This window comes from Meiothermus sp. QL-1, assembly GCF_003351145.1.
Classification (GTDB): domain Bacteria; phylum Deinococcota; class Deinococci; order Deinococcales; family Thermaceae; genus Meiothermus.
Window position 1 is genome coordinate 107814 of the sequence record NZ_QQSV01000002.1, and the last position, 21477, is coordinate 129290.

Consider the following 21477-nt stretch of genomic DNA (forward strand, 5'->3'; position numbering starts at 1 on the left):
TCACCTGAGGCGGGCCAGGCGCTCCAGCAGAAGCCGGTAGAAGCCTTCGACGTCTATCCCAAGCCCCACGGTGCAGTTGGGGGCCTGGCCGGTGATCCGCCAGAAGTCGCAGACCGTTCGGCCAAAGCAGAGCCCCTCGTTGGCCTCCACCTCCACGTAAAACCGCTCGGTGCGGAAAATTTCGGGCCGGAGCAGGTAGGCCACCGCGCAAGCGTCGTGGATGGGAGCGCCGTCCCAGCCGTAGCGCTTTTGGTGGTGTAGGCGGAAGAACTCCAGCAGCTCTGCGACAAAAACCCCAGCCCGGTTGCCCAGCGCGCGAAACCGGGCCAGCCGCTCGGGGTGGGCCACGGTCTGGTGGGTTAGATTGAGGCCCATCATCACCAGGGGCACCCCGGCGCTGAAGACAATCCTGGCCGCATGGGGGTCGGCCAGGATGTTGAACTCGGCGCTGGGGCTCCAGTTGCCTAGGTCCACCGAGCCCCCCATCAGCACGATCTGCTGGATTTTGGGGGCGATGCGGGGGGCGAGCCGCAGGGCTAGGGCCAGGTTGGTCAGGGGCCCCACCGGCACCAGGGTGACCTCGCCAGGGTAGCGCTCTATTTGCTCGATGATGAACTGGACGGCATGGAGGGGCTCGGGTTTCTGGCTTGGGGTGGGCAGAACGGGCCCGGCCAGCCCCGAGGTGCCGTGCACCAGCTCGGCGCTGATGCGCTCCCGCACCAAAGGCCGCTCGGCCCCTGGGTAGACCGGGACGTGCTTGCCGAGCACCTCGAGCACCACCAGGGCGTTGTGGGTGGTGCGTTCCAGGGCCACGTTGCCGTACACCGTGGTGATCCCCAGGACCTCCAGCTCCGGGCTGGCCAGGGCCAGCATCATAGCAATGGCGTCGTCGTGGCCGGGGTCGCAGTCCAGGATGATCTTGCGCGCCACGGCCTACAGCTTACCCCAGGTAGACTAAGGGCATGCTCGAGGTCAAAGAGGCGGTCCGGATTGCCATGGACTATATCCAAAGCCTCTACAGCGAGAAGCAACTGCCCGAACTGCGGCTCGAGGAGGTCGAACTTACCCCGGACAACCAGTTCTGGGAGGTAACCCTCTCCTTCGTGGTGCGCGAGCCCACCGCCTACCTGAGCCTGGGGGAGGCGGCCCGTACCCGCGAGTACAAGGTCTTCCGCATCAACGCCGAGACCGGACAGGTGCAGAGCATGAAGATCCGCCGCTTCTAACCGAAGGAGAAGGGGTTGAAGCGGGTGTTGCGGTCGTAGTAGTCCTCGCCCTCGGCCCGTTTCAAAAAGCCCACCACGGCGTAGGTGAGGGGGGTGAAGAGCACCTCGACGCCCACCTTGAAGACGTAGTTGGAGACGAAAACGGTCCACAAAAGCTGGGGCTCCCAGACCCCGTAGAAGGCCACCAGCAGAAAGATGGCCGTGTCCAAACCCTGCCCCACCAGGGTCGAGCCGATGGTGCGCAGGGCCAGCCAGCGCCCCTGGGTGGCCACCTTGAGCCGGGCCAGGATGTAGCTGTTGGCGAACTCCCCCACCCAGTAGGCCACCAGGCTGGCCAGGGCGATGCGCGGCACCAGGCCCAAAAGCGTGCTGAAGGCCTCGGCCGAGTTCTGGCTAAACGCGTCGTCAGGGGCGGGCAGAGCGCTTACCAGGCCCAGGGTGAGGGTAGTCAGGAGCAGAAGGAAAAAACCCGTCCAGATTACCCGACGGGCCCGCCGGTAGCCGTAGACCTCGGTGAGAATGTCCCCGAAGATATAGGCCAAGGGAAAGAGTAAGGTGCCCCCGTCGAAGGTGAAGGGGCCGAAGAGCACCACCTTGGTGGAGGCGATGTTGGAGACGATGAGCACCGCCACGAAGGCAGCGGTGATGAGGTCGAGGTAGCGGTAGCTTCTCATTGCGAGGTGATGAAGGGCAGGTTGCGGTCGCGCTGGGCCCGGTCCAGGCCGTAGCCGTAGACGAAGGCGTCCTCAATCTCAAAGCCCAGGTAGTGGATGGGAACCTCTACCTGGCGGCGGCTGGGCTTGGAGAGCAAGGCCGCCACCCGGAGCGAGGCCGGTTGCCGGGCCTCGAGGAGCCGCAGCAGGTAGTTTAGGGTAATCCCGGTGTCCACGATATCCTCCACGATGATGACCTGGCGGCCCGCGATGGGCAGCCGCAGGTCCTTGATGAGCTCCACCTCGCCGCTGCTCTTCTCGGCGTTGCCGTAGGAGGAGACCGCCAGGAAGTCCAGGGTCAGGGGGAGGTCGATGGCCCGCACCAGGTCGGCCATGAAGATGAAGGCCCCGTTGAGCACGCAGACCAGATGGGGTTCCTGGCCTGCGTAGTCCTGCCTGATGGCCGCTCCGAGGGCCCGGATGCGCTCGGCAATCTGGGCCTCGCTGATCTGCACCCTCCCCTTGCCAGGCTGAAAGATGCTCACGGCTCGATTCTAAGCCAGGCGGCCTGGCGAAGCTGCTGAATTTCTGCGGGGCTCAGGTAGCGCCAGCCCCCTACCGGCAGGTCTCCCAGCTCAATCGGCCCCACCGCAAGCCGCACCAGCCGCTCCACCGGGCAGCCCACCGCCTGCAGCATGCGGCGCACCTCGCGCTTGCGCCCCTCAGCGATCACCAGCTTCACCCCGCCCCGGGCCGGGCTGGCCTCCAGGGCTCGAGCCAGCCCATCCTCCAGCACCACCCCCTCCTCCAGCCGGCGGCACACCGCCGGGCTCACCCGGCCGCCTTTGCACCAGGCCCGGTAGAGCTTGGGCACCTGGTACCGGGGGTGGGTCAAAAGCTGGGTGAGCTGGCCGTCGTTGGTGAGCAGCAGCAGCCCCTCGGTCTCCTTGTCCAGCCGCCCCACCGCGTGCAGCCCCGGGTGGGGGGGGACCAGGCTGTAGACCAGCTTTTCCGCGTGGGGGTCCTGGTGGGTGGTGGTGTAGCCCCGGGGTTTGTGCAGCGCAATCACCACCGTCTTGCGCGGCAGGCGTACCCGCTCACCGTCCAGCCGCACCACGTCGTTCGGCCCTACCACCGTGCCCAGCGCCGCCACCTGGTCATTTACCGTTACCCGCCCAGAGCGTATGAGCTCCTCAGCCTTGCGGCGGCTGGCGATGCCCGCGCGGGCCAGAAACTGTTGCAGCCGCATAGGGTCAACCCTCCTGCTCGAGCCAGGCCCGCTCCTCGGGGGAGAGCGGGGCTTTTTCCAAGAGGTCGGGGCGGCGCAGCCGGGTCCGGCGCAGGGCCTCCTTGCGCCGCCACTCGGCGATTTTGGCGTGATGGCCCGAGATGAGCACCTCGGGCACCCCAAGCCCGCGGAACTCTGGGGGTCGGGTGTAGTGAGGATGGTCCAGCAGGCCGGTGGCGAAGGAGTCCTGGCGATGGCTTTCGGCCTCCTTGATGACACCGGGCACGAGCCTTGCGGTGGCTTCCAGGATGACCAAAGCCGCCAGCTCCCCCCCCATGAGCACGTAGTCGCCGATGGAGATCTCCCGGGTCACGAAGTGTTCCACCCGGGCGTCGATGCCCTCGTAGCGGCCGCAGACCAGCACCAGGTGCTGCTTTTGCGCCAGTTCCTCGGCCAGGCGCTGGTGGAAGGGGACGCCTGCGGGGGTAAGGAGGATGACCTCATCGGCGGGGCCGGCGTCCTCGATGGCCCGCACCACCACGTCCACCCGCATCACCATCCCCGCTCCCCCACCGTAGGGGGTGTCGTCCACGGTTTTGTGCTTGTTTGCTGCGTAGGCCCGGATGTCCCGGACCTCCACCCCAATCAGCCCCCGCTGGATGGCCTTTTTCAGGATGGACTCCTCCGTCCAGGGCCGGATGAGCTCGGGGAACAGCGTCAGGATGGTGTACTTCATCTAGTCGAAAAGCCCGGGGATGGCCTCGATGTGGATGCCCCCTTCCTCCACCCGCACGTAGGGGGCTTGCAGGGGTACCAGGTAGGTTCGGTGCCGGGCCCTGAGCGAGCTGCCCTGGGCCCGGATGACCAAGAGGTCCTGCGGCCCTTCCCGCATATCGGCCACCTCGCCGAAGGGCTTGCCATCCACAAAGACCGGGCGCCCTATGAGCTCGAAGTAGTAGTAGCTGCCCTCCTCCAGCCTGGGCAGTTCGGCCCGGTCGGTGTAGACCCGAAGGCCCACCAGCGCCTCGGCGGCGTCGCGGCTGTTCACTCCGGCCAGGTAGAGGACGATCTCCTGGTTCAGGTTCTCGCTTTTGGCGATGGCCCGGTAGCCCAGGCCCTCGAGGTAAACCCTCTTCAGGGCCAGCACCACCGGCTCCCCCCGGAACTTAAGCCCGCCCGAGAGACCATAGGGCCTGCCCAGCCGGCCGATCTCCACCCGTTCCATAGGGCTTAGCGCACTTCCACGTTCACCCGGCCCTTGCCAAACGAGCGCACCACGGTCCGGATGGCCTCGATGACCCGCCCTTGGCGCCCGATGAGGCGGCCCTTGTCCTCGGGGTGGGTTTCGATGTAGTAGACCCAGCCCTCGCGGCCCCGCCGCTCATCGACCCGTACCGCCCCGGGGTGGTCCACCACCGCCTTGGCCAGGTACTCCACCAGGTCTCTCATCGGACTGCCCTACTGGCCGCTGGCCAGCTTGATGAGCTTCTTCACCCTGTCGGTGGGCTGGGCCCCTACCGAGAGCCAGTACTGGACCCGCTCCAGGTCGAGCTTGAGCCAGTCCTTGGTGGTTTTGCGGGGGTCGTAGTAGCCCAGCCGCTCGATATAGCCGCCATCGCGCTTGGTGCGGCTGTCCATCACCACGATGCGGTAGTGGGGGTTGCCTCTAGAGCCAAAACGAGCTAAACGGATCTTGACCATATTCGTTCTCCCTTATCGCCTGAAAAGGCCCCGGCCCCGCGGCTGCTTGGCCAGGGTCTTGAGCACCTGTTTGGTCTCCTCGAAGGTTTTGATGAGCCGGTTGACCTCCTGCACGCTGGTGCCTGAACCGGCGGCGATGCGCTTGCGGCGGGAGGCATTTAGAATCCGGGGCTCGCGCCGCTCCTCAGGGGTCATGGAGAGCACGATGGCCTCCATGCGCCGAAGCTGCTTTTCGTCCACCGAGAAGCCCGGGGGCAGCATGCGCGAGAGACCGGGTATCATGCCCAGAATCTCGCCGAAGCTGCCCATCTTGCGCATCTGGCGCATCTGGACGATGAGGTCTTCCAGGGTGAGGTCCTTGGGGGCTTTCTGGGGGGCCTCGAGCTCAGCCTGCTTGGCCCGCTCTAAGAGGGTCTGAAGGTCGCCCATGCCCAAAATGCGCTGGGCCAGGCGGTCGGGGTAGAAGGGCTCCAGGCCCTCGAGCTTCTCCGAGACCCCCGCGAAGTAGATGGGCTTGCCGGTCACGTGGCGGGCCGAGAGGGCAGCCCCGCCCCGGGCATCCCCGTCCAGCTTGGTGAGCACCAGGCCCGAGACCCCCACCCGCTCATCGAAGCTCCGCGCCACGGCAAGGGCCTCCTGACCGGTCATGGCATCCACCACCAGGAGGGTTTCTGAAGGGCCCAGCACCGCCTTGAGCCGGGCCAGCTCGGCCATCAGGGCCTCGTCAATCTGGAGCCGCCCAGCGGTGTCCACGATGACCAGGTCGCGGTAGTCGAAGGTGAGGTGTTGCTGCAGCCGGGCCCGGGTGGTCTCGGGCGTCTCGCCATCGGCCACCTCCAGGACCGGCACCCCAATTCGCTCCCCCAGGATGCGTAGCTGTTCCCGGGCGGCGGGGCGCTGGGTGTCGGCGGCGACCAGCAGGGGCCGGCGCCCTTTGGACTTGTAGAACTGGGCCAGCTTGCCGCTGGTGGTGGTCTTGCCCGAGCCCTGCAGCCCCACCATGAGCCAGAGGTTGCCTTCGGTCTTGAGCACCGGTTGCCGGGCCTCTCCCCCCAGCATCTGCACCAGCTCCTCGTACACCACGGCCAGGATCTGCTCGGCTGGGGTCAGGCTTTCCAGCACCGCCCGCCCCAGGGCCTTTTCCTGTACCCGCTGTACGAACTCCTTGGCCACCTCGAGGTTCACGTCGGCCTCGAGCAGCGAGACACGAATCTCCCGCAAGGTGGCCTTGAGGTCGGCCTCGCTGATGCGCCCCCGCCCGCGCAGCCGGTCTACTGCCGCGCGGAGGCGCTGGGAAAGGGTTTCAAACATCGTTCATCCGCTCCAGGTGCCCAAGAAACCACTAAAGGTGCTTTTGCGATTTTTGCCCCGCTTTTTCGGGGCTGCTGGCTAGGGTAGCAGCAATGGATTGAGCGTGTCAATAGCAATAAACCTTATGCATTAATTTGAAAGTGTAACTACCCCGCTCGAGGCTTCCACCCCGCGCGGCCGCAGCGGGTATTATCGTGGGCGGCAGTCGAGGGCGGAAGCCCAGAAGAAAGGAGCCAGACGATGAAATCCCCTGTACGCGTAGCGGTAACCGGTGCGGCCGGCCAAATCGGCTATAGCCTTCTCTTCCGCATTGCTGCGGGCGAGATGCTGGGCAAGGACCAGCCGGTCATCCTTCAGCTTCTGGAAATCACCCCAGCGCTCAAGGCCCTAAACGGGGTGATTATGGAGTTGGAGGACTGTGCCTTCCCCACCCTGGCCGGCATCGTGGCCACCGACGACCCCAGGGTGGCCTTTGCCGATGCCGACTATGCTTTGCTGGTGGGGGCCATGCCGCGCAAGCAGGGTATGGAGCGCTCCGACCTCCTGCAGGCCAACGGGGCGATTTTCACCGCCCAGGGGCAGGCGCTTTCCGAGGTGGCCCGGCGGCACGTGAAGGTGTTGGTGGTGGGCAACCCGGCCAACACCAACGCCCTCATCACCTACCACAACGCCCCCAACCTTTCACCCCGCCAGATTCACGCCATGACCCGGCTCGACCACAACCGGGCCATCGCCCAGCTCGCGGCCCGGCTGAAGGTGCCGGTCGGCGAGATTCGCCGGATGACCGTCTGGGGCAACCACTCCCTCACCCAGTACCCCGACCTCTTCCACTGCGAGGTGGGGGGGCGGAACGCCTATGAGCTAGTGGGCGACCACGACTGGTATGTGAACACCTATATCCCCAAGGTGGCCCGGCGGGGGGCAGAGATCATCGAGGCCCGGGGGGCTTCCTCGGCGGCCAGCGCGGCCAGCGCGGCCATTGACCACATGCGCAACTGGGCTTTGGGCACCCCCGAGGGCGACTGGGTGAGCATGGCGGTGCCTTCGGACGGCTCCTATGGCATTCCCGAAGGGCTGGTCTACAGCTACCCCTGCGTGTGCAGGGACGGCGATTTCGCCATTGTGGAGGGGTTGGAGATCAACGAATTCAGCCGCGAGCGGATGGACATAAGCGCCAGGGAGCTGGCCGAGGAGCGCGACGCGGTGCTCAAGCTGGGCCTTATCCGCTAGTCTAATAGAATGCTGCGGCGGGCCGCGGTGGGGTTGCTGGTCTTCCTGCTGGGCGTAGGCTGGCATGCCCCGCAGCGCACCTATACCGCCACCGGCCAGGTGGTGGGCCTGGTTCCTGCGCGGGGCGGCTGCTGGGTGCGGGTGCGGCTGCACCAGTGGGTCTCCCTGAGTGAGGGTTTTGGCCCGGCCGATATCCCCCAGCGGGGGCAGGTCTATGCCCTTTGGGGTGGGGTGGAGGAGTGCACGGGGCTCGAGGTGGCCCTGGCCGACCAGACCCCCGCGGCTGAGGCGGGGCACATCTACTACAAAGCGGGCCAGCTTTCCTCCGGCGCCTGGTGGCTGCTGGAAAGCCCCACCGCCCCAGTGGGCTGCGCTGGGCCCTAGCGTGGGCTGAAGCGCTTTTGTACGTAGTCCTCTACCAGGGCGATGAACTCCTCGGCGATGCGCTCCCCCTTCAGGGTGGTGGCCAGCTTGCCGTCGATGTAGACCGGGGCGCGGGGGGCCTCGCCGGTGCCGGGCAGCGAGATGCCGATGTCGGCGTGCTTGGACTCCCCGGGGCCGTTCACCACGCAGCCCATTACCGCTACCTTGAGGTTTTCCACCCCGGGGTATAGGTTGCGCCACTGGGCCATCTGGGCCTGAAGGTGGCTTGCGACCTGCAGCGCCAGTTCCTGAAAGAAGGTGCTGGTGGTGCGGCCGCAGCCGGGGCAGCTGGCGACGCTGGGGGCAAACTGCCTCAGCCCCACGGCCTGCAGGATCTCCAGGGCCACCTCCACCTCTTTGGTGCGGGGCTCGCCCGGGGCAGGGGTGATGGAGACCCGGATGGTATCCCCGATTCCCTCGGCCAGCAGGGGAACCAGACCTGCCGCGCTGTTGACGATGCCGCTCGTCCCCATCCCGGCCTCGGTTAGGCCCAGGTGTAGGGGGGCCGGGGTACGCCGGGCCAGCTCGCGGTAAACCCACCACAGGTCGGGGGCCCGGGAGACCTTGGCCGAGAGGATGATTTTGTCCTCGCCCAGGCCGTACCTGAGGGCCCACTCATAGCTTCGCACCGCCGACTCCACGATGGTCTTGAGGGTGACCCGGTGGGCGTCCTCAGGCTCGGGCAGCTTAGCGTTGGCCTCCATCATCTCATCCAGGAGGGCCGCGTCGAGGGAGCCCCAGTTCACCCCGATGCGCACCGGCTTGCCGTATTCCAAAGCCACCTCGCACATGGTGCGGAAGTTGGGGTCCTGCTGCTTGCCCCGCCCCACCGTGCCGGGGTTGATGCGGTACTTGTCCAGGGCCTGGGCCATGGCCGGGTACTTCCGCAACAGGATATGCCCATTGAAGTGGAAGTCCCCCACCAGGGGCACCCTTACCCCCAGGTCCAGCAACCTCTGCTTAATCTCGGGCACCGCTTGGGCGGCCTCGTCGTGGTTGACGGTCATCCGCACCACCTCGGAGCCTGCCCGCACCAGGGCCCAGACCTGGCCCACGGTGGCCTCCACATCGGCAGTGTCGGTGTTGGTCATGGACTGCACCACCACCGGGTGCTCGCCCCCCACGGGCACCGGGCCCACCCAGACCGTGGGGGTTTGGCGCCGCTTCACCATGCGTTTAAGTCTACTAGAAACACCCCATACCCCTTTGCTCTGGGCTGCAGTTTTTGCGGCCTAGCTACACCCGGTCCCGAATCGGTGTACGTGTACCCAAGCAAAAGGTACACTTTTCTCAGGTGTGGCCGACCCTGATATACACCATCCATGCCTTTCGGGGCCATTCCATACTCAAAGGCAGGAGGTTGATATGTCTACCCTGACCCCTGAGATGAAGCTGGAGGCCGAGAAGCTGCGCCGCGAGTGGGAGACCAGCCCCCGCTGGAGGGGCATCAAGCGCGACTACACCCCAGAGGATGTGGTGCGCCTGCGACCGAGCCTGCTGCCCGAGCAAACGCTGGCCAAAGCCGGGGCAGAGCGGCTTTGGGAGCTTTTGCACACCCGGCCCTACGTCAACACCTTTGGGGCCTACACCGGGGCCCAGGCGGTGCAGATGGTGAAGGCGGGCCTGGAGGCCATCTATCTCTCGGGCTGGCAGGTGGCCGCCGATGCCAACCTGGCGGCCCAGACCTACCCCGACCAGTCGCTCTACCCGGCCAACTCGGTGCCGGCGGTGGTCAAGCGCATCAACAACGCCCTGATGCGGGCCGACCAGATTGAACGGGCCGAGGGCAAGAGCGGCCGCTACTGGTACGCCCCCATCGTGGCCGACGCCGAGGCCGGGTTTGGCGGGCCCCTAAACGCCTTCGAGCTGATGCGGGCCATGATTGAGGCCGGCGCTGCCGCGGTGCACTGGGAAGACCAGCTCAGTAGCGAGAAGAAGTGCGGCCACCTGGGGGGCAAGGTGCTGATTCCCATCTCGCAGCACATTCGCACCCTGAACGCGGCCCGGCTGGCCGCCGATGTGATGGGGGTGCCTACCCTGATCATCGCCCGCACCGACGCCGAGGCCGCCACCCTCATCACCAGCGATATAGACGAGCGCGACCGGCCCTTTGTGAAGACCGGCGAGCGCACCCTGGAGGGATTCTACCGCTTCAAGAACGGCCTCGAGGCCTGCATCACCCGGGCCCTGGCCTACGCGCCCTACGCCGACCTCCTTTGGATGGAGACCAGCACCCCCGATCTGGAGGTGGCCCGCAAGTTCGCCGAGGCGGTGCACAAGGAGTTCCCGGGGAAGATGCTGGCCTACAACTGCTCGCCCAGCTTCAATTGGAAAAAGAACCTCGATGATGAGACGATCGCCAAGTTCCAGCGGGAGCTGGGGGCCATGGGCTACAAGTTCCAGTTCATCACCCTGGCAGGCTGGCACAACCTGAACTACCGCACCTTCGAGCTGGCCAAGGCCTACAAGGAGCGCGGTATGAGCGCCTTTGTGGAGCTGCAGCAGCTCGAGTTCGCTGCCGAAAAGGACGGCTTCACCGCGGTCAAGCACCAGCGCGAGGTGGGGGCGGGCTACTTCGACGAGGTGCTGATGGCCATCACCGCCGGACAGGCCTCCACCGCGGCCTTGGTGGGCTCGACCGAGGAGGCCCAGTTCCACTGAAAAACTGCCCGCAAAGGCGGCGGCCTGGGCCGCCGCCTTTGTATTCTGGGGGCTGTGACCCGCTACCGCATCCGCACCCGGCCCACCCAGCCCCTGCCCGGGGAGCGCAGGCTGGCCCGGCCAGGGCGGGGGCTGGAGTTCTACGAGCTCAGGGGCTACGCCCCGGGGGACGAGCCCCGCTTCATCGACTGGCGGGCCTTTGCTCGCACCGGCCGGCTCTACACCCGGCTTTTCCAGGCCGAGGCCCCGGCCCGCTTCACCTTTTTCCTGGACGGCTCCCCCAGCATGGCCCTGGGGGGGAAGCAGGCCTTTGCCGAGCGGGTTTTCCGCCTTCTAGCCGGCCTGGCCCGGCCCGAGGGGGCTTTTCTTTGGGGGGGCGGGCGCTACCTCGGGGCGGTCAGGGCGGTGGAGGCCGGCCCCTCGGCCCTCCTGGCCGCGCCCCGCCCGCGGGGGGTGACGGTGCTCATCACCGACGGGCTGGATGCTCTGGACTGGTCGCGCCTTTTGCAGCGGCTGAGGCGGGTGGTGCTGGTGCAGGTGCTGGCCCCTGAGGAGCTTTCACCCGGCTTCACCGAGGCCTTGCTCCAAGACGTGGAGACGGGCGGGCGGCTCGAGGTGGGCCCGGCGGAGGTGGCCGGCTACCGTGTGGCCTTGGAGGCGCATCTGCTGCGCTTGCGCACGGTGGCCCGCCGGCTGGGCAGCTACGCTTTGCTGCGGGTGGGGGAGCCCATTTTGCCAGCGCTCTTGCGCCAGGGGGTGCTGGAGGAGCGCTAGAAGGCCAGCACGGCCTGGATCACCGCCTCTATCTGCTCCTCCCGCAGGAAAGGGTGCATGGGCAAGGAGAGCACCTCGCGGGCGGCGGCCTCGGCCGCGGGCAGGCTGCCTTCCGGGGCCAGGTGCCGGTAGGCCGGCTGCAGGTGGGCTGGGAGGGGGTAGTGCACGCTGCAGCCGATGCCCCGGGCTTTTAGGTGGGCGGCCAGCCGGTCGCGCTCCGGGTGGCGGATGGTGTACTGGTGGTAGATATGCAGGGCGTAGGGCATCTCGCAAGGGGTCTGGACGCGGTGCTTCAGGGCCTGGGTGTAGCGGGCTGCGATTTCCCGGCGGCGGGCGTTCCAGCGCTCTAGGTGGGGCAGCTTGGCCCGCAGGATGGCCGCCTGAAGGGCGTCCAGCCTCGAGGTGTACCCGGCAGCCCGCACGTGGTGGTAGCGCACCTTGGCCCCGTGGGCCGCGAGCAGGCGGGCCTCTTCGGCTAAGGCAGGGTCCTGCGTGGCGATGAACCCCCCGTCGCCGTAGGCCCCAAGGTTTTTGCTGGGGTAGAGGCTGAAGGCCCCGGCTTGGCCCAGGGTGCCGGCTGGGCGGTGCAGGTAGCGGGCCCCTATGGCCTGGGCTGCGTCCTCCAGCACCCAAAGTCCGTGCTGCCGGGCAAAGGCCAGGATTTCATCCATAGGGGCCACCTGGCCGTAGAGGTGCACCGGCAGAATGGCCCGGGTCCGGGGGGAGAGGGCTTCGGGCAGAAGGGCCGGGTTCAGGTTGAAGGTCTGGGGGTCGATATCCACCAGCACCGGCCGGGCCCCCGCGTGCAGGATGGCCTCGAGGGTGGCGATGAAGGTAAAGGGGGTGGTGATCACCTCATCCCCCGGTCCTACCCCCATAGCCCGCAGGGTGAGGAAAAGGGCGTCGGTGCCAGAGGCGCAGCTCACCACCCGGGCCACGCCTAGATACTCTGCCAGCTCGGCCTCCAGGGCCTCCACCTCGGGGCCGCCGATGAAGTGGCCCGAGGCCAGCACCCGGCCGATGGCTGTGTCAATCTCGCTTTTGAGCTCGAGGTACTCCTGCTTCAGATCGAGAATCGGAACCATTCCACACCCGCTTTAGGTTATCGCAAGGGCTAGCGGTAGATGCCCTTTCCCAACCAAAATCCCACCCCTACCCCCAGCAGATTGGCCCCCCAGGCGGCCAGGGCCGGGGGCAGCGGCCCGGTCAGGGCCAGCACCTTCCCCACGCTGAAGGCCACGTAGTAGGCGATGGTGAGGACCAAGGCCAGCGCCAGGGCCACACCAGGGCTGCTGGCCCGGCGCACCGCCACCGGGAGGGCCAGCACCAGCACCAGCAGGTTGGCCAGGGCCAAAGCGAGGCCGGTGTGCCACTGGGCCAGCGCCTCGCGCCGCTCGCCTGGGGGGGTGCTGGGGTCTTGCAGCTTGCGCCACCAGGAGGAGAGCGGCACCGGGCTTTCGAAGCCGCCCCCGGCGTACTGGGCCTCCAACTCCTCACGGCTTTGGGGGAGGCGAACGGTGAGCTCGGCCCCTGCAGCACCGATGTTTTGCGCCCTGAAAACCTCCCGCAGGTGGGTCTCGGCCTCGGCCAGGCTGGCGAAGTTGGGGAGGGGCAGGCGGGCAAAATCCAGGGTGAAAACCCGGTAGTCGCGGAAGATGATGCGGTGGCCTTCCAGCCGGGCGCTTTCGGCCAGGACGACGGTCTGGGTCAGGCCCTGCCAGCGCTCGAGGCGCACCTGCCTGAGCTCATCCTGGGCAGGGTCGAAGCCCTCGAAGCGCAGCACGTACTCCCCCACCGCGAGCTCCCGCCCGGCCAGGCGAAACTGGGCGGTGCGCTCGGGCACCAGCTCGTTCCAGTAGACCACCACGGTGGCCCGGTTGGCCCAGGGCACCACCCACTCCGAAAGGGCGAGCGAGGCCCCGCTCAGAAGAAGCCCGCCCGCCAGGAAGACCCGCGCTGCCCGCAGCAGGGGAATGCCCCCAGCCTGCATCACCAAAAGCTCGTTCTCCCTTGCCAGCCGGCCAAAGGCCAGCATCACCGCAAGCAGCCCGGCGATGGGCAGGGCCTGCACGGTGGCGTGGGGGACCTGCAGGGCCAGCCACTTGAGGATGCTGCTGAGTTCGGCGGTGGTCATCCACTGGGCCCGGGGCAGCAGGTTGCTCAGGAGGCCGAAGCCCACGTAAAGGAGCAGCCCGAAGAAGAAGGCGGGGAGGGCCTCGCGCAGGATGTAGCGGTCTAGGTAGCTCATCGGATTTCCAGTCCAAAGACCAGGCGGCTTCCTGGGGTCTCGTCGGGGTGCTGGGCGATGTAGACGGCCTGGTAGCCCAGCCGCCAGACGAAGCAGCAGTCGGCGTAGCGCAGCTCCAGGCCAGCCCGGCTTATGCCCTGGCGCAGAAAGTCGTAGCCGATGGAGGGGGCCAGGCTCAGGTCAAAGGTGCACTCCAGGGGTCTGGGGCTGAAGCCCAGCACCAGCTCGCGCCGTTCCCAGTCGTCGCGGCCGTTGCTCAGGGTTTTGCCCACGCAGTCGAAGCAGCCCTGGAACTGGGCCCAGAGCTCGCCAAAAGGCTGCTGCAGCCCGAGCCGCAGGCGGGTTTGGGTCTGGGCCTTGAGGAGGTCGCGCTCAGCCTCGAGGTCGAAGCCCGGAAGGGATAGCCCCCCGTCGAGCTTCCGGGCGGCCTCGCGCCGCTCGAGCCAGAAGCGCCCCTGGGTGGGGGATTCCACCCAGGTGTAGCCCAGCCGCAGGGCAAAGTCCCCCTCGAAGCGCCCCTCGAGCCGCCCGCCATAGGCCCAGTAGGCCGGCCCCTGGTCGTAAAAAGTCAGGAGCCCGAAAGGCTCCAGCCGCAGGCGAAAAGGGCCTTCGGCCAGGGCCAAAGGGTAGCGCAGCTCGGCCCCGGCGGCCACGCCCCGGACCTGGCTGGCCGGGGTGCCGTCGGGCCAGTCCTGGGCGATGTGGCCGAAAAGCCTGAGGTTGGGGTAGCTGGCCTGAAGCCCAAAGGCGTAGCGGCCCAGCTCGCTGTTGTGGGTGAAGAAGAGGGGGCCATCCACCATCTCGCTTTGGCTTTTGGGGCTGCTGGCCTTGGCATCGAACTGGAAGCTAGCCCGGCGATTTTCCTCGCGGACCGAGAAACCAAAGCGCAAGGTGGGGTCGGGGCCGCCCAGCCCAAGGCCCAGCAGGGTGAGCCGCGGGGCGGCGGGCAGCCCCAGGAGGGGGAATTCGCTCAGGCCCAGGTTCATCCCCTGATCGAAGTCGAAGCGGATGGGGGAGGAGTTCCCCAGTTGGTCGAGGCCCAGGCTGGCGGCCAGAGGTCGGTTGGGCTCTAGGCGGAGGGTCGTGTACTGGGCCAGGCCGAAGCGGTAGGCCTCGAGCCGGCTCTCCTCCAGCAGCACCTCGCCGCTTTCGGTGTCGAAGTGCAAAGTCTGGGCTAGAAGCCGCAGGTCGTCGCCGCAGCGGCAGGGGGTGGCGCGAATATTCGCGGCCTGAAGGATGCGCCCCTGCACCCGGGCCTCGGCGGCCCACAGGCGGTAGCGGGGTGTTTCCACCTCCACCGCCTGGGCCTCGAGCACCCCGCTGGCCTGGTCGTAGCGCAGGCTGGGGGCGCTCAGGGTAAGCCCTGGGGTCTCCAGGCAGGCCCCATCGCTGAAGAGGGCCACCTCGCCGTCGAACTCCAGGTTCCCACCGCCCGCCAGCCCCTCGGGGGTCTCGAGGGTGTAGGGCTGGTCGCGGCAGGGGGTGGCCCAGGCCAGGCCAAGGGCAAGCCAGGCCAGAACTCCCCCAAAGGCTCTTCGAGAAAACCACACGCCCTACAGTCTATCGGCATAGGGGCGCAGCCGGTTCAGAGTTTCGGCCGGCACCCGTGTGCTGGCCCGCACCCGTCCCTCGCCGAAGCTCAAAAGCAGGGTGCTGTCGGGCCGGTTGCCCCTGAGGACCGTGGACCCATCGCGGAAGGTGAAGCTGCCCAGCACCAGGGCCTGGTTCCTCCCGGTCTCTACCACCACCGTGCTGGCCTCCAAATAGGGCTCGCTCGAGCGCACCTCCCCCTTGAGGACCAGCACGTCCTCCCGCAGCAAAAGCCCCTGCTGGGCGCTGAGCCCCCGGATGTCCTTGGAGCTGAAGCGTACCCCTGTCATGCGCAGGGTGTCGGGTTTTTGCAGGTATTCCAGGCTGGCGGCGCTGAAATCGCCGTCTTTGGACCTCAGGGTGGCCCCCTGGGCACGGATGAACTCCCCGTCCTTGTACTGGATGTAGCGGGCTTCCAGCACCAGCCCGCTTTTGTTGTCGGTGATGGTGCCGCCGTTGGGCAGGGTGTAGACGCCGGTGCTGATGTCCAGTTCGGAGTTGCCCCGGGGCTTGACCTCAAAGCCGGCGAACCTCGAGGCCAGCGCAAAGCCCAGCACAAAGAGCAAGACCAGAACGCGGCTCATAGGCTTCATCCTAGCGCCGGGCGCATGAATGGCGTGAGGGTGGGCTCAAAAGACCTCCGTCTCACCGGGCCAGCTCCTCCAGAATGCCGCACAATAAAGCGGTGCGGCCTGGGATCTGGGGGATGTAGACATTCTCGCTGGGTTGGTGGGCGGCCTCGCCGAAGAGGCCCAGCCCGTCCAGGGTGGGCACCCCCAGGGCCGCGGTGAAGTTGCCGTCCGAGCCGCCCCCCACCCGCCCAGCGCCCAGCTCCAGTCCGAGCTCCTGGCCCACCCGGCGGGCCATCTCGAAGAGTTCCAGCGAGGCCGGGCTGGGCTCCATGGGCGGCCGGTTGAGGCCCCCTTCCACCTGGAGGCTGGCCCCCGGCAGCACCGGCTGCAGGGCCTTCAGGGCCTGCTCCACCCGCTGGGCCTCGCCCATGGTCCAGACCCGCAGGTCCACCTCCACCCAGGCCTCGGCGGCCACCACATTGGTGGCGGTGCCGCCCTGGATCCGGTTTGGCCCCAGGGTGGTTCCCTCCTTTGCATCCTCCAGGGCCACAATCCTGGGAATCTGGTGGGCCAGCTCCAGGATGGCGTTGACCCCTTTTTCCGGCTCCACCCCCTGGTGGGCGGGCCGCCCACGGGCGGTGATTCGGTAGAGGCCTACCCCTTTGCGGGCCACCTTGAGGTCGCCGTTGGGCATGGGGGCTTCCAGCACCAGCACCGCTTCGCTCTGCCGCGCTTCCGCCTCGATGAAGGGACGGGAGGCCTGGGAGCCTATTTCTTCGTCGGGGGTGAAAAGGAGGGTCAGCTCGGGCCAGGCCAGCCCCAGCCGACGAAGGGTGTGCAGGGCCCACAAAAGCTGCACGATGTTCCCCTTCATGTCGTAGACCCCGGGGCCGTAAGCCCGCTCGCCCTCTACCCGCCAAACCCTGGGGAAGCTTCCCACCGGGTGGACGGTGTCGTAGTGGCAGAGCACCAGCACCCTCCGGCCCCTTCCCGCTACCCTGGCCTTGAGCAGGGGACCGTTGGAGGTCTCGGTGCGCTCCACCGGGCCCAGGGCGCTGAAGCGGGTCTCAATCCAGTCGGCCACCGCCGCCAGCCCCGGCAGGTGGCGGGAGGGGGATTCCAGCGAGATGAGGGCCTCCATGTCGCGCAGTAGGGCGGGCAGCCCGGTTTGCAGATATGCCAGCGGTCTCACCCGTCCATCCTAATCCTTTGGGAGGGTCTGGGGCTGGTAGTATGGGGCCCATGACACCGCACCTCGCCGCCCCAAAAGGCGCCATCGCCGAGACGGTGCTGCTCCCCGGCGATCCCTTGCGGGCCCAGCACATCGCCGAGAAGTTCCTGAAAGACCCGGTGCTTTACAACCAGGTGCGGGGCATGCTGGGCTACACCGGCACCTACAAGGGCCGGCGCATCAGCGTGCAGGGTACGGGGATGGGCATCCCCTCAGCCAACATCTACATCCACGAGCTCATCGAGTTTTACGGCTGCAAGACCTTGGTGCGGGTGGGCACCGCTGGGGCCATCCAGCCCCATCTGCGCCTGCGCGACCTGGTAATAGCCCAGGCCGCCTGCACCGACTCCTCCCTCATCCCCCTGCGCTTTAGGGGGCAGACCTACGCCCCTATCGCCGACTTCGAGCTGCTCTACAAGGCCTACGTGCAGGCCAAGGCCCGGGGATTTCCTGCCCATGTGGGCAATGTGCTCTCCACCGATACCTTTTACCCTGAAGAGAAGGAGGTCTATCGCCCCTGGGCCCAGTATGGGGTGCTGGCGGTGGAGATGGAGGCGGCCGGGCTCTACACCCTGGCAGCCCGTTTTGGCGTGCGGGCGCTTTGCATCCTCACGATTAGCGACCACCTCCTCACCGGAGAGCGCTCCACCCCCCTAGAGCGCCAGGAGACCTTCGACCAGATGGTCGAGCTGGCCCTGGAGTCGGTGGTCGCCTCCTAACGCACCAGGCTGGCGAACTCGCTGAACTCGGGCCGGAAGCCCCCCGGGATTCCCTTGGCGATTACCGCCACCGCGTCGTGGGCGTGCAGGCTTTCCAGGTGAGCGCAGGCCACCAGGAAGTCGTGGATGCGTGGGTCGGCCGCCAGCGTTTGGTAGAGCAAGCGCACCGCGTCCTCCACAAACTTCACGTAAGCCCCGTTGAGCTCGGCAAAGGCCTGCTCATCCTCGCGTTTGACCACCACCTGGACCTCGGTCTTGAGGGCCTGGCGGGCATGCTGCACCAGGTGCTCCAGGTGGAGCCCGGCCTCTGCCGCGACCTCCACCCTGATGCGGGCCACCGAGCGCTGGCTGTGGGGGATGGCGTAGGCCCCCCGCACGTCGCGGGCGTGCTCGGCCAGCTCGGCCGAGCAAGGACAGGCCGAGGAGTAGACGAAGTCGAGCTCGATGTAGCGACGCACGGGCCCATCCCCCTCTACTGCGGCCTCGTAGCTGGCGCTGTAGTACTGGTACCCCTCCAACCCCGAGCGCAGCGAGGGCAGGCGCATGGGGTAGTTGAAGGCCACCTTGACCCGTGCTGTGAGGCTTCCCAGCTCCCGCTGGTAGTCGCGCACCACCTGGGCCAGGGTTTCCAGCCCAAAGGCCTCGTCCTTGCGGGCGTAGAAGGTGCGGAGAATGCGGCTCATGTTGATGCCCTTGAGGTCAGCCTCGAGCGAGACCGTGCCGGTGATGCGGGCCTCCAGGGTCAGTGCCTCTCCCTCTAAGGTCAGGAACTTCAGAGGCATGCGGAAGCCGGCGATGCCCACCTGGGGAATGGGCACGTTGGCCCCCTCCACCGCATCCACGGTCTCGGTCATGTCGGGCAGGCTGGCCCGGTAGGCCGCGTCGGGCCGGAAGTGGGCGTCGTAGCGCCGCACGATGGTGGGCTCTGCCCCCTCGGTGTTGCGGAAGAGGTAGGCTTTTCGGGTAGGGGTTTTGCTGGGTTTTAGAGGGAGGGGCTCGAGGATTTCATTTTCCCGAAGCAACGGCATCTCCTTTTTTCCGCCAGCAACCTCGAGGAGTCCGGCGGCTAGAATTCCGAAGGGAGCGCGACCGTGGCCCCCGGCCATCTCCCTTCCGCCTGGTGCGGGGGCCGCACCCGTCCAGCATGCCACCCTGTACGCAGACTAAACGTAAGCTGGACGGCTGTCTTCACAGGTTCCATCCCCCAGCGACCTCCAGGACCTGGCCGGTGATATAGCCGTTTTCCTCCTTTATGAAGAAAAGCACCGCCCGGGCCACCTCAGCCAGGCCGGCCAGACGGCCCATGGGAATCTCTTCGATGGGCTTGGAGAGGGAGTTTTCGGCCACCCCAGGCGCCACCACGTTGACGGTGACCCCTTTGGAGGCCAGCCGTGCGGCCAGCGCCTTGCTGTAGAGCGCCAGGCCAGCCTTGGCAATCACGTAGGGGGTGGTGTGGGGCCAGGCCCGAAGCTGCAAGGCGCCAGCGAAGCCCAGGTTCACCACCCGCCCGTACCCGGTGGCGCAGAGGTAGGGCAGGGCCGCTTGGGTGAGGTAGAAGGGGGCGTTCAGGTTGGAGTCGAGAATCCAGTCCCACTCTGCGGGCGAGACCGCCTCCAGGGGTTTCTTGAGGTAGTCGCCCACGTTGTTGACCAGGACCTGTATTCCCCCCAGCTCCGATGCAACCGCGTGCACCAAGCGGCGGGCCTCCTCCGGCCGGGTTACATCGCCCTGGACTTTGATAGCCCGCACCCCAAGCCGCTCGGCCTCTCGCCGGGTGGCCTCGGCCTCCTCCGCGCTCTTGCGGTAGTGCACCGCTACGTCGAAGCCCTGCTCCGCCAGCGCGAGCAGGATGGCCCGGCCAATGCCCCGGGCCGAGCCGGTGACCAGGGCTGCCCGCCTCACCTCGCCTCCTTCAGGTAGGCCTGGAGGAGGAGCTGGGTGATGCGGTTTAGGGGGTAGTCCAGCGCTGCCTCTGCCTCTACCCAGGCCCATTCGGCGATCTCCGGGTTGGGCACCACGGCCTCGCTTTGCGCTTCGGCGAAGTAGTTGATGAAGAGGAAGTGCTCTGGCCGATGGAATTCTGGGTCGAACACCCCCTCTTGCAGGAGGGCGAAGCGCAGGTGGGTAAGGGGGAGCCCCACCTCTTCCAAAAACTCCCGTCTAAGCGCCTCCTCCAGGGGCTCGCCCCAGTGCACCTTGCCCCCCGGCACCCCCCAAAGCCCCCGCCACTTGGGGGTTCTTACTATGAGCACCCGCCCTGAGGGGCCCCGTACCAGCGCGCCTACAGTGGGAATGGGATACTTTGCCTCCATGCACCTCAGGCTACGTCAGTCCTTCTGGCAAAAAGGTGCCGTGTAGACCGCATAGACCCTCCCCCCCTTGGGATAGGCCTCCACCCGGTAGGGCTGGGGGTGATTGGGCAGGTGCGCGGTGGCGCGCTGGGGCAGCCCGGTCTCCAGCGCCACCACCAGGGGGTCGTCGCGCCGGAAGCCAGCCCCCCGCGGAAGGCGCTGGGGAATGAGGGGGTGCTGGGCGCTGAAGTAGACCCTCAGGGGTTGCCCCCCCGCCACCAGCGCGATGATGGGCTGGGGGGCGTGCTCGGCCAGGGCGATGACCACCACCTCTTCCGAGACCTGGTGTTGCTCGGCGAGCTGGGGGATGAGCCTAGGGTGCGGGCCCTGGTGGGCCAGGGCCATCCTCACCACCTCCGCTGGCAGCAGCATCTCCGCCGCGCCCAGGTTGCACAAAGCCTCCAGGGCACGCTCCAGCCCCTGGCCTGCGTGCGCTTCGTGCAGCGCGGAGAGCAGCTCCTCGTCTTGCTGAATCAGAAGGTGCATGACCTCGTGGGCTAGGGTGAAGCGCTGGCGCCGGGCCGGGCTTTGGGGGTCTATCAGCACCAGGTTTTTTTCTGCCAGCACCAGGCCAAAGCGCCCCTCCGAGAGGGAGCTGTAGACGAGCCGAAGCCCCACCCCTTCAGCCAGCCGCTGCGGGGTCAGGGGAGCCTGGGCCCTGCGGTAGGCCCGGGCCAGCTCGAGCACCCGTTGGCGCAGCTCCAAGCCTCCTCCTAGCGAACCGCCACGAAGATCGAGGCCCGCTGGCTGTTCTCGTGGACCTCGAAGTCGAAGGTGTAGGCCCGGGCTGGCGCACGGGGCTGGGCGAAGTAGGCTCGGATTTCTTCCCAGGCTCGCCAGGCCGAGTGGGGCTGGGGCCCCTCGGCGGTAAACATCAAGTAGTGCCCGGAGGGAATGTTGAGCAGCGATAGCCCCTCCGGGGCGTCCTCGGGCCCCCGCACCTGGTAGCCCACGAGCACTGCGCAGCTCCCCTCAGGGCCGTAGCTGTGGTAGACCACGAAGGGCTTACCCCGGGCCATCCGCTTGGGCAAGAGCTGTTCTAAGGCCCCGCTTTCGATGTGCACCCAAAGCTCCTGCCGGGCCTGCTGGCCCTGGGCCTCGTAGCCCGCTACCATGAAGCCGGACTCGCGGGTAGGGATTGGGCGCTCCACCCCTCAGCCCTCGAGCACCCGCTTGAGGTGCAGGTATATCTCGTACCAGTCGCGCTTGGACTCCGGGCGCTTGCCCCTTAGCTCGATGCGCGCAAGGGTTCGCTGCCACTCCGGGGTAATCTCGGGGCCAAGCAGGGGGTCGGCCACCAGCTCGGCCAGGCCCTTGGGCAGGGCGGCCTCGGTGCGCTCGCCGTAAAAGTCAACCGGGGCCAGGAGGTCGTTCACGGTGAGGTTGTAGGCGGCGGCCAGGGTCTGCAGGGTGTCCAGAGAGGGGTTGGTGCGGCCCCGCTCGAGATCGGACAGGTAGGGCACCGAGAGGCCGCTGTGCTGGGACAGGTCTTTCAGGCGCCAGCCCCGCTGGGTGCGCAGCTCGCGCAGGCGTTCGGCCAGTGTCATGCTTCTGACCCT

At 67.2% G+C, this 21477-nt stretch carries 27 protein-coding genes; 6 read left to right on the top strand and 21 right to left on the bottom strand.

The window, feature by feature from the left end; all coding sequences use genetic code 11:
- Entirely contained in the window at positions 1 to 930 is a 930-nt protein-coding gene (locus tag DV704_RS03270; protein WP_114798140.1) for a nucleoside hydrolase, read from the bottom strand.
- A gap of 32 nt (positions 931 to 962) precedes the next feature.
- Between DV704_RS03270 and DV704_RS03275 the strand changes: the two genes are divergently transcribed.
- A complete protein-coding gene (locus DV704_RS03275) occupies positions 963 to 1226 on the top strand; it encodes a hypothetical protein (protein ID WP_114798141.1) in 264 nt (87 codons plus the stop codon).
- Here the strand turns inward: DV704_RS03275 and DV704_RS03280 are convergent.
- Genes DV704_RS03280 through ffh form a run of 8 tightly spaced genes read right to left on the bottom strand, consistent with a single transcriptional unit; the run spans position 1223 to position 6119 of the window.
- Entirely contained in the window at positions 1223 to 1900 is a 678-nt protein-coding gene (locus DV704_RS03280) for a queuosine precursor transporter (protein ID WP_114798142.1), read from the bottom strand. The genes DV704_RS03275 and DV704_RS03280 overlap by 4 nt on opposite strands.
- The gene (hpt, locus tag DV704_RS03285; protein WP_114798416.1) at positions 1897 to 2418 is read right to left on the bottom strand and encodes a hypoxanthine phosphoribosyltransferase; all 522 of its coding nucleotides are present in this window, start codon (positions 2416 to 2418) and stop codon (positions 1897 to 1899) included. Before hpt ends, DV704_RS03280 begins: the two co-directional genes overlap by 4 nt.
- Before the next feature lie 2 nt (positions 2419 to 2420).
- Positions 2421 to 3128 (bottom strand): pseudouridine synthase, encoded by a 708-nt coding sequence (locus DV704_RS03290; protein WP_114798143.1) that lies wholly within the window; start codon positions 3126 to 3128, stop codon positions 2421 to 2423.
- 4 nt (positions 3129 to 3132) lie between these two features.
- Positions 3133 to 3843 carry a tRNA (guanosine(37)-N1)-methyltransferase TrmD gene (trmD, locus tag DV704_RS03295; RefSeq protein WP_114798144.1) on the bottom strand — a complete coding sequence of 237 codons (711 nt, stop codon included), beginning with the start codon at positions 3841 to 3843 and terminating at the stop codon, positions 3133 to 3135.
- On the bottom strand, positions 3844 to 4332 hold the full coding sequence (gene rimM, locus DV704_RS03300; RefSeq protein ID WP_114798145.1) for a ribosome maturation factor RimM: 489 nt from the start codon (positions 4330 to 4332) through the stop codon (positions 3844 to 3846).
- Positions 4333 to 4337: 5 nt separating this feature from the next.
- A complete protein-coding gene (locus DV704_RS03305; protein ID WP_114798146.1) occupies positions 4338 to 4556 on the bottom strand; it encodes a KH domain-containing protein in 219 nt (72 codons plus the stop codon).
- A gap of 9 nt (positions 4557 to 4565) precedes the next feature.
- Positions 4566 to 4808, bottom strand: coding sequence for a 30S ribosomal protein S16 (rpsP, locus tag DV704_RS03310; RefSeq protein ID WP_114798147.1), 243 nt, complete (start codon positions 4806 to 4808; stop codon positions 4566 to 4568).
- A 12-nt stretch (positions 4809 to 4820) separates the two neighbouring features.
- Positions 4821 to 6119: a signal recognition particle protein gene (ffh, locus tag DV704_RS03315; RefSeq protein WP_114798148.1), complete on the bottom strand. Its 1299-nt coding sequence runs from the start codon at positions 6117 to 6119 to the stop codon at positions 4821 to 4823.
- Positions 6120 to 6359: 240 nt separating this feature from the next.
- Between ffh and DV704_RS03320 the strand changes: the two genes are divergently transcribed.
- Together DV704_RS03320 and DV704_RS03325 are read left to right on the top strand one after the other, a co-directional pair.
- On the top strand, positions 6360 to 7349 hold the full coding sequence (locus DV704_RS03320; protein ID WP_114798149.1) for a malate dehydrogenase: 990 nt from the start codon (positions 6360 to 6362) through the stop codon (positions 7347 to 7349).
- Positions 7350 to 7358: 9 nt separating this feature from the next.
- Positions 7359 to 7733, top strand: coding sequence for a hypothetical protein (locus DV704_RS03325; protein ID WP_114798150.1), 375 nt, complete (start codon positions 7359 to 7361; stop codon positions 7731 to 7733).
- Here the strand turns inward: DV704_RS03325 and ispG are convergent.
- Complete coding sequence (gene ispG, locus DV704_RS03330) at positions 7730 to 8944, bottom strand: flavodoxin-dependent (E)-4-hydroxy-3-methylbut-2-enyl-diphosphate synthase (RefSeq protein ID WP_114798151.1); 1215 nt, start codon at positions 8942 to 8944, stop codon at positions 7730 to 7732. The two genes, DV704_RS03325 and ispG, sit on opposite strands and share 4 nt — an antisense overlap.
- 193 nt (positions 8945 to 9137) lie before the next feature.
- Here ispG and aceA point away from each other — a divergent pair, with 193 nt between their 5' ends.
- Together aceA and DV704_RS03340 are read left to right on the top strand one after the other, a co-directional pair.
- Positions 9138 to 10433 carry an isocitrate lyase gene (aceA, locus tag DV704_RS03335; RefSeq protein WP_114798152.1) on the top strand — a complete coding sequence of 432 codons (1296 nt, stop codon included), beginning with the start codon at positions 9138 to 9140 and terminating at the stop codon, positions 10431 to 10433.
- Between the two features lie 54 nt (positions 10434 to 10487).
- On the top strand, positions 10488 to 11207 hold the full coding sequence (locus DV704_RS03340; protein WP_114798153.1) for a DUF58 domain-containing protein: 720 nt from the start codon (positions 10488 to 10490) through the stop codon (positions 11205 to 11207).
- Here the strand turns inward: DV704_RS03340 and DV704_RS03345 are convergent.
- The 5 genes from DV704_RS03345 to DV704_RS03365 form a co-directional block, all read right to left on the bottom strand.
- Complete coding sequence (locus DV704_RS03345; protein WP_114798154.1) at positions 11204 to 12292, bottom strand: DegT/DnrJ/EryC1/StrS aminotransferase family protein; 1089 nt, start codon at positions 12290 to 12292, stop codon at positions 11204 to 11206. The genes DV704_RS03340 and DV704_RS03345 overlap by 4 nt on opposite strands.
- Before the next feature lie 29 nt (positions 12293 to 12321).
- Positions 12322 to 13455 carry an LptF/LptG family permease gene (locus DV704_RS03350; RefSeq protein ID WP_114798155.1) on the bottom strand — a complete coding sequence of 378 codons (1134 nt, stop codon included), beginning with the start codon at positions 13453 to 13455 and terminating at the stop codon, positions 12322 to 12324.
- On the bottom strand, positions 13452 to 15005 hold the full coding sequence (locus DV704_RS03355) for a hypothetical protein (protein WP_114798156.1): 1554 nt from the start codon (positions 15003 to 15005) through the stop codon (positions 13452 to 13454). The genes DV704_RS03350 and DV704_RS03355 overlap by 4 nt, the downstream gene beginning before the upstream one ends.
- 3 nt (positions 15006 to 15008) lie before the next feature.
- Entirely contained in the window at positions 15009 to 15629 is a 621-nt protein-coding gene (locus tag DV704_RS03360) for a hypothetical protein (RefSeq protein WP_114798157.1), read from the bottom strand.
- Positions 15630 to 15690: 61 nt separating this feature from the next.
- Positions 15691 to 16809, bottom strand: coding sequence for a M20 family metallopeptidase (locus DV704_RS03365; RefSeq protein WP_114798158.1), 1119 nt, complete (start codon positions 16807 to 16809; stop codon positions 15691 to 15693).
- A gap of 50 nt (positions 16810 to 16859) precedes the next feature.
- Between DV704_RS03365 and deoD the strand changes: the two genes are divergently transcribed.
- Complete coding sequence (gene deoD / locus DV704_RS03370; protein WP_114798159.1) at positions 16860 to 17567, top strand: purine-nucleoside phosphorylase; 708 nt, start codon at positions 16860 to 16862, stop codon at positions 17565 to 17567.
- Here the strand turns inward: deoD and folE2 are convergent.
- From folE2 to DV704_RS03400, 6 genes are all read right to left on the bottom strand, one after another.
- Positions 17564 to 18595, bottom strand: a complete 1032-nt coding sequence (gene folE2, locus DV704_RS03375) for a GTP cyclohydrolase FolE2 (RefSeq protein ID WP_114798160.1) — start codon at positions 18593 to 18595, stop codon at positions 17564 to 17566. The two genes, deoD and folE2, sit on opposite strands and share 4 nt — an antisense overlap.
- A gap of 160 nt (positions 18596 to 18755) precedes the next feature.
- Positions 18756 to 19469: a bifunctional dihydropteridine reductase/dihydrofolate reductase TmpR gene (tmpR, locus tag DV704_RS03380; protein ID WP_114798161.1), complete on the bottom strand. Its 714-nt coding sequence runs from the start codon at positions 19467 to 19469 to the stop codon at positions 18756 to 18758.
- Positions 19466 to 19879, bottom strand: a complete 414-nt coding sequence (locus DV704_RS03385) for an NUDIX domain-containing protein (protein ID WP_114798162.1) — start codon at positions 19877 to 19879, stop codon at positions 19466 to 19468. The genes tmpR and DV704_RS03385 overlap by 4 nt, the downstream gene beginning before the upstream one ends.
- Positions 19880 to 19894: 15 nt before the next feature.
- Positions 19895 to 20623, bottom strand: a complete 729-nt coding sequence (locus DV704_RS03390) for an ImmA/IrrE family metallo-endopeptidase (protein ID WP_114798163.1) — start codon at positions 20621 to 20623, stop codon at positions 19895 to 19897.
- 8 nt (positions 20624 to 20631) lie between these two features.
- Entirely contained in the window at positions 20632 to 21069 is a 438-nt protein-coding gene (locus tag DV704_RS03395; protein WP_114798164.1) for a GyrI-like domain-containing protein, read from the bottom strand.
- 3 nt (positions 21070 to 21072) lie between these two features.
- Positions 21073 to 21465, bottom strand: a complete 393-nt coding sequence (locus DV704_RS03400; RefSeq protein ID WP_114798165.1) for a helix-turn-helix domain-containing protein — start codon at positions 21463 to 21465, stop codon at positions 21073 to 21075.
- Positions 21466 to 21477: the final 12 nt, after the last annotated feature.

What these genes read in the sequence shown, in the direction of transcription:
- DV704_RS03360 (WP_114798157.1), bottom strand. Translation starts at nt 15,629, where the DNA reads ATGAGCCGCGTTCTGGTCTTGCTCTTTGTGCTGGGCTTTGCGCTGGCC.
- DV704_RS03325 (WP_114798150.1), top strand. Translation starts at nt 7,359, where the DNA reads ATGCTGCGGCGGGCCGCGGTGGGGTTGCTGGTCTTCCTGCTGGGCGTA.
- aceA (WP_114798152.1), top strand. Translation starts at nt 9,138, where the DNA reads ATGTCTACCCTGACCCCTGAGATGAAGCTGGAGGCCGAGAAGCTGCGC.
- DV704_RS03305 (WP_114798146.1), bottom strand. Translation starts at nt 4,556, where the DNA reads ATGAGAGACCTGGTGGAGTACCTGGCCAAGGCGGTGGTGGACCACCCC.
- folE2 (WP_114798160.1), bottom strand. Translation starts at nt 18,595, where the DNA reads ATGCCGTTGCTTCGGGAAAATGAAATCCTCGAGCCCCTCCCTCTAAAA.
- DV704_RS03400 (WP_114798165.1), bottom strand. Translation starts at nt 21,465, where the DNA reads ATGACACTGGCCGAACGCCTGCGCGAGCTGCGCACCCAGCGGGGCTGG.
- ispG (WP_114798151.1), bottom strand. Translation starts at nt 8,944, where the DNA reads ATGGTGAAGCGGCGCCAAACCCCCACGGTCTGGGTGGGCCCGGTGCCC.
- ffh (WP_114798148.1), bottom strand. Translation starts at nt 6,119, where the DNA reads ATGTTTGAAACCCTTTCCCAGCGCCTCCGCGCGGCAGTAGACCGGCTG.
- DV704_RS03350 (WP_114798155.1), bottom strand. Translation starts at nt 13,455, where the DNA reads ATGAGCTACCTAGACCGCTACATCCTGCGCGAGGCCCTCCCCGCCTTC.
- DV704_RS03345 (WP_114798154.1), bottom strand. Translation starts at nt 12,292, where the DNA reads ATGGTTCCGATTCTCGATCTGAAGCAGGAGTACCTCGAGCTCAAAAGC.
- deoD (WP_114798159.1), top strand. Translation starts at nt 16,860, where the DNA reads ATGACACCGCACCTCGCCGCCCCAAAAGGCGCCATCGCCGAGACGGTG.
- rimM (WP_114798145.1), bottom strand. Translation starts at nt 4,332, where the DNA reads ATGGAACGGGTGGAGATCGGCCGGCTGGGCAGGCCCTATGGTCTCTCG.
- DV704_RS03320 (WP_114798149.1), top strand. Translation starts at nt 6,360, where the DNA reads ATGAAATCCCCTGTACGCGTAGCGGTAACCGGTGCGGCCGGCCAAATC.
- rpsP (WP_114798147.1), bottom strand. Translation starts at nt 4,808, where the DNA reads ATGGTCAAGATCCGTTTAGCTCGTTTTGGCTCTAGAGGCAACCCCCAC.
- DV704_RS03290 (WP_114798143.1), bottom strand. Translation starts at nt 3,128, where the DNA reads ATGCGGCTGCAACAGTTTCTGGCCCGCGCGGGCATCGCCAGCCGCCGC.
- DV704_RS03275 (WP_114798141.1), top strand. Translation starts at nt 963, where the DNA reads ATGCTCGAGGTCAAAGAGGCGGTCCGGATTGCCATGGACTATATCCAA.
- trmD (WP_114798144.1), bottom strand. Translation starts at nt 3,843, where the DNA reads ATGAAGTACACCATCCTGACGCTGTTCCCCGAGCTCATCCGGCCCTGG.
- DV704_RS03385 (WP_114798162.1), bottom strand. Translation starts at nt 19,879, where the DNA reads ATGGAGGCAAAGTATCCCATTCCCACTGTAGGCGCGCTGGTACGGGGC.
- DV704_RS03280 (WP_114798142.1), bottom strand. Translation starts at nt 1,900, where the DNA reads ATGAGAAGCTACCGCTACCTCGACCTCATCACCGCTGCCTTCGTGGCG.